Annotated in this window: 3 rRNA genes; all 3 read left to right on the top strand. The window is 58.0% G+C overall.

Annotation, left to right across the window (positions count from 1 at the left end):
* Positions 1-254 precede the first annotated feature (254 nt).
* The 3 genes from CXY01_RS20680 to rrf all read left to right on the top strand — a co-directional run bounded on the left by CXY01_RS20680 (position 255) and on the right by rrf (position 5,535).
* Positions 255-1,776 (top strand): 16S ribosomal RNA (locus CXY01_RS20680).
* 449 nt (positions 1,777-2,225) lie between these two features.
* Positions 2,226-5,341, top strand: a 23S ribosomal RNA gene (locus CXY01_RS20685).
* A 77-nt stretch (positions 5,342-5,418) separates the two neighbouring features.
* Positions 5,419-5,535: ribosomal RNA gene (gene rrf / locus CXY01_RS20690) — 5S ribosomal RNA — on the top strand.
* Together the 16S, 23S and 5S rRNA genes form the textbook arrangement of a ribosomal RNA operon.
* Positions 5,536-5,557: the final 22 nt, after the last annotated feature.

Raw genomic sequence — 5,557 nt, forward strand, 5'->3', positions numbered from 1 at the left:
GATGCGCGTCTGTTCCTTGAGAACTCAACAGTGTGCCAAATAGTCGATGCCATATGGCTCGTCATCTGAGGGTGTTCTGTCCCGTTTGGGGTGGGGTGCTTGCTGGGTGGTGGGTCTTGGTTGAGATAGGTGTCGTGTCTTCCACCTCCGTGGGGGTGCGGCATCAACATTCAGCCGAATCTGAACGGTCCTTATCGGGACCATTTCGTGTGTCGGTTGCCTCATCGCTTTGGTGGTGGGGTGCCATGTAGACATTTACGGAGAGTTTGATTCTGGCTCAGGACGAACGCTGGCGGCGTGCTTAACACATGCAAGTCGAACGGTGATGGCCAGCTTGCTGGTCTGATCAGTGGCGAACGGGTGAGTAACACGTGAGCAACCTGCCCCAGACTCTGGAATAACCATGGGAAACGATGGCTAATACCGGATACGAGACGTGCACGCATGTGTGGCGTCTGGAAAGATTTATCGGTCTGGGATGGGCTCGCGGCCTATCAGCTTGTTGGTGGGGTAGTGGCCTACCAAGGCGACGACGGGTAGCCGGCCTGAGAGGGCGACCGGCCACACTGGGACTGAGATACGGCCCAGACTCCTACGGGAGGCAGCAGTGGGGAATATTGCACAATGGGCGCAAGCCTGATGCAGCGACGCCGCGTGAGGGATGACGGCCTTCGGGTTGTAAACCTCTTTCAGCAGGGAAGAAGCGCAAGTGACGGTACCTGCAGAAGAAGCGCCGGCTAACTACGTGCCAGCAGCCGCGGTAATACGTAGGGCGCAAGCGTTGTCCGGAATTATTGGGCGTAAAGAGCTCGTAGGCGGTTTGTCGCGTCTGCTGTGAAAACCTAAGGCTCAACCTTGGGCTTGCAGTGGGTACGGGCAGACTAGAGTGCGGTAGGGGTGACTGGAATTCCTGGTGTAGCGGTGGAATGCGCAGATATCAGGAGGAACACCGATGGCGAAGGCAGGTCACTGGGCCGCAACTGACGCTGAGGAGCGAAAGCATGGGGAGCGAACAGGATTAGATACCCTGGTAGTCCATGCCGTAAACGTTGGGCACTAGGTGTGGGGCTCATTCCACGAGTTCCGTGCCGCAGCAAACGCATTAAGTGCCCCGCCTGGGGAGTACGGCCGCAAGGCTAAAACTCAAAGAAATTGACGGGGGCCCGCACAAGCGGCGGAGCATGCGGATTAATTCGATGCAACGCGAAGAACCTTACCAAGGCTTGACATACACCGGAAACTTCCAGAGATGGTTGCCCCGCAAGGTCGGTGTACAGGTGGTGCATGGTTGTCGTCAGCTCGTGTCGTGAGATGTTGGGTTAAGTCCCGCAACGAGCGCAACCCTCGTCCCATGTTGCCAGCGGGTTATGCCGGGGACTCATGGGAGACTGCCGGGGTCAACTCGGAGGAAGGTGGGGATGACGTCAAATCATCATGCCCCTTATGTCTTGGGCTTCACGCATGCTACAATGGCCGGTACAAAGGGCTGCGATACCGCGAGGTGGAGCGAATCCCAAAAAGCCGGTCTCAGTTCGGATTGGGGTCTGCAACTCGACCCCATGAAGTCGGAGTCGCTAGTAATCGCAGATCAGCAACGCTGCGGTGAATACGTTCCCGGGCCTTGTACACACCGCCCGTCAAGTCACGAAAGTCGGTAACACCCGAAGCCAGTGGCCCAACTCGTAAGAGAGGGAGCTGTCGAAGGTGGGACTGGCGATTGGGACTAAGTCGTAACAAGGTAGCCGTACCGGAAGGTGCGGCTGGATCACCTCCTTTCTAAGGAGCATCTGGCAGCCACATCGCCTGTCATGGGTGGTGGAGGGTGTCCAGGCCCGTTGTCCCTGCCGAACGAGTGGGGGACGGTGCTCGAGGGTGGAACATCGACTGTTGGCCGGCTTTCGAGCTGGTGGCGACCTAGTACGCCAGGGCCTTCGGGTTTCTGGGTGGGAACGGATCGTTGCTGGGGAGGGGTCGGCTGGGCACGCTGTTGGGTCCTGAGGGAACAGCCGGAAGGTTGTTTGTTCAGGGTCGCTACGAGTCGCGTCGCTGCCTGTGGGTGGGGGTGCGGCTCGGGTGGCTGCGGGCTGGTACCGCTCGGACGAACCGCCCACGCGCTGGTGCTGATGCATCGGGGTGTGGGTAGGCGCTGGGGTGAGGGTGCTTGTTCCGGTCGTAGCTTGAGAACTGCACAGTGGACGCGAGCATCTTTTTTGAATGATCTTTGTGGTCAAGTTTATAAGGGCACAGGGTGGATGCCTTGGCACTAGGAGCCGAAGAAGGACGTTGTAGCCTGCGATAAGCCTCGGGGAGTTGGCAAACGAACCGTGATCCGAGGATGTCCGAATGGGGAAACCCCGCACGAGTCATGTCGTGTGACCCGCACCTGAATATATAGGGTGTGTGGAGGGAACGGCGGGAAGTGAAACATCTCAGTACCGCCAGGAAGAGATATTCCGTGAGTAGTGGCGAGCGAAAGCGGATCAGGCCAAACCGTGTACGTGTTCAAGCCGGCAGGCGTTGCGTGCACGGGGTTGTGGGACCTTTCAGCTGGTTCTGCCGAATCAGCAGGGAGTCAGAAAGTCGCGTCATAGTCGAAGGGCATTGAAAGGCCCGGCACAGAGGGTGTGACCCCCGTAGACGAAATGGCGTGGCCTCCCGAAGGGGATCCCAAGTAGCTCCGGGCCCGAGAAACCTGGAGTGAATCTGCACAGACCACTGTGTAAGCCTAAATACTACCTAGTGACCGATAGCGGACAAGTACCGTGAGGGAAAGGTGAAAAGTACCCCGGGAGGGGAGTGAAATAGTACCTGAAACCGTGTGCCTACAATCCGTTGGAGCCTCCCTAGCAGGGGTGACAGCGTGCCTTTTGAAGAATGAGCCTGCGAGTTAGTGGTACGTGGCGAGGTTAACCCGTGTGGGGAAGCCGTAGCGAAAGCGAGTCCGAATAGGGCGTCTCAGTCGCGTGCTCTAGACCCGAAGCGGAGTGATCTAGCCATGGGCAGGTTGAAGCGCGGGTAAGACCGCGTGGAGGACCGAACCCACCAGGGTTGAAAACCTGGGGGATGACCTGTGGTTAGGGGTGAAAGGCCAATCAAACTCCGTGATAGCTGGTTCTCCCCGAAATGCATTTAGGTGCAGCGTCACGTGTTTCTTGCCGGAGGTAGAGCTACTGGATAGCCGATGGGCCCCACCAGGTTACTGACGTTAGCCAAACTCCGAATGCCGGTAAGCCAGAGCGTGGCAGTGAGACTGCGGGGGATAAGCTCCGTAGTCGAGAGGGAAACAGCCCAGACCACCAGCTAAGGCCCCTAAGCGTATGCTAAGTGGGAAAGGATGTGGAGTTGCACAGACAACCAGGAGGTTGGCTTAGAAGCAGCCACCCTTGAAAGAGTGCGTAATAGCTCACTGGTCAAGTGATTCCGCGCCGACAATGTAGCGGGGCTCAAGTATACCGCCGAAGCTGTGGCATTCACATATCAGCTCAGCGCACCTTTGGGTGTGTTCAGGCGTGTGGATGGGTAGGGGAGCGTCGTGTGGCGAGTGAAGTCGCGGGGGAACCCAGCGGTGGACGCCACACGAGTGAGAATGCAGGCATGAGTAGCGAATGACGGGTGAGAAACCCGTCCGCCGAATGATCAAGGGTTCCAGGGCCAGGCTAATCCGCCCTGGGTAAGTCGGGACCTAAGGCGAGGCCGACAGGCGTAGTCGATGGACAACGGGTTGATATTCCCGTACCGGCGAAGAACCGCCCATACCGAGCCCGGTGATGCTAAACGCCCGAGCTCCCGCACCATCCCTTCGGGGATACCGCGGGAGGGAGCGCGTGACCCGAACCGGTAGTAGGTAAGCGTATTAACAGGGGTGACGCAGGAAGGTAGCCAAGCGTGGCGATGGTAGTCCACGTCCAAGGTCGTAGGGCGAGGTGTAGGCAAATCCGCACCTCACATAGCCTGAGAGCTGACGGTGACCGCGAATGCGGGAATCTGGTGATCCTATGCTGCCAAGAAAAGCCTCGACGCGAGGTTCTAGCCGCCCGTACCCCAAACCGACTCAGGTGATCAGGTAGAGAATACCAAGGCGATCGAGAGAATCGTGGTTAAGGAACTCGGCAAAATGCCCCCGTAACTTCGGGAGAAGGGGGGCCTGAAGCGTGAACCGACTTGCTCGGGGAGCGTGAAGGGCCGCAGAGACCAGGGAGAAGCGACTGTTTACTAAAAACACAGGTCCGTGCGAAGTCGCAAGACGATGTATACGGACTGACGCCTGCCCGGTGCTGGAAGGTTAAGAGGACGGGTCAGCCGCAAGGCGAAGCTCAGAATTTAAGCCCCAGTAAACGGCGGTGGTAACTATAACCATCCTAAGGTAGCGAAATTCCTTGTCGGGTAAGTTCCGACCTGCACGAATGGCGTAACGACTTCTCCGCTGTCTCAACCGCGAACTCGGCGAAATTGCACTACGAGTAAAGATGCTCGTTACGCGCAGCAGGACGGAAAGACCCCGGGACCTTTACTATAGTTTGGTATTGGTGTTCGGTGCGGCTTGTGTAGGATAGGTGGGAGACTGTGAAGCCGGCACGCCAGTGTCGGTGGAGTCAACGTTGAAATACCACTCTGGTCGCTCTGGATATCTAACCTCGGTCCGTGATCCGGATCAGGGACAGTGCCTGATGGGTAGTTTAACTGGGGCGGTTGCCTCCTAAAATGTAACGGAGGCGCTCAAAGGTTCCCTCAGCCTGGTTGGCAATCAGGTGGCGAGTGCAAGTGCACAAGGGAGCTTGACTGTGAGACTGACAGGTCGAGCAGGGACGAAAGTCGGAACTAGTGATCCGGCGGTGGCTTGTGGAAGCGCCGTCGCTCAACGGATAAAAGGTACCCCGGGGATAACAGGCTGATCTTGCCCAAGAGTCCATATCGACGGCATGGTTTGGCACCTCGATGTCGGCTCGTCGCATCCTGGGGCTGGAGTAGGTCCCAAGGGTTGGGCTGTTCGCCCATTAAAGCGGTACGCGAGCTGGGTTTAGAACGTCGTGAGACAGTTCGGTCCCTATCCGCTGCGCGCGCAGGAAACTTGAGAAGGGCTGTCCCTAGTACGAGAGGACCGGGACGGACGAACCTCTGGTGTGCCAGTTGTTCCGCCAGGAGCACGGCTGGTTAGCTACGTTCGGAAGGGATAACCGCTGAAAGCATCTAAGCGGGAAGCCTGCTTCAAGATGAGGTTTCCATGCCCCCTCGAGGGGTGAGAGGCTCCCAGCTAGACCACTGGGTAGATAGGCCGGATGTGGAAGAGGGGACTCAAGACCCTTGCAGCTGACCGGTACTAATAAGCCGACAACTTCACCACACCATTCAATGCGTGTACGCGTCCACTGTGCGGTTCCCGAGTAACGAACGGGAACCCGTTTGACAACTCGACAGCGTTACGGCGGTCATAGCGAAGGGGAAACGCCCGGTCCCATTCCGAACCCGGAAGCTAAGCCCTTCAGCGCCGATGGTACTGCACTCGCCAGGGTGTGGGAGAGTAGGACGCCGCCGGACATCATTCAGGAAGAGCCACCCC

Source organism: Cellulomonas xylanilytica (genome assembly GCF_007989805.1).
Lineage (GTDB): Bacteria > Actinomycetota > Actinomycetes > Actinomycetales > Cellulomonadaceae > Cellulomonas > Cellulomonas xylanilytica.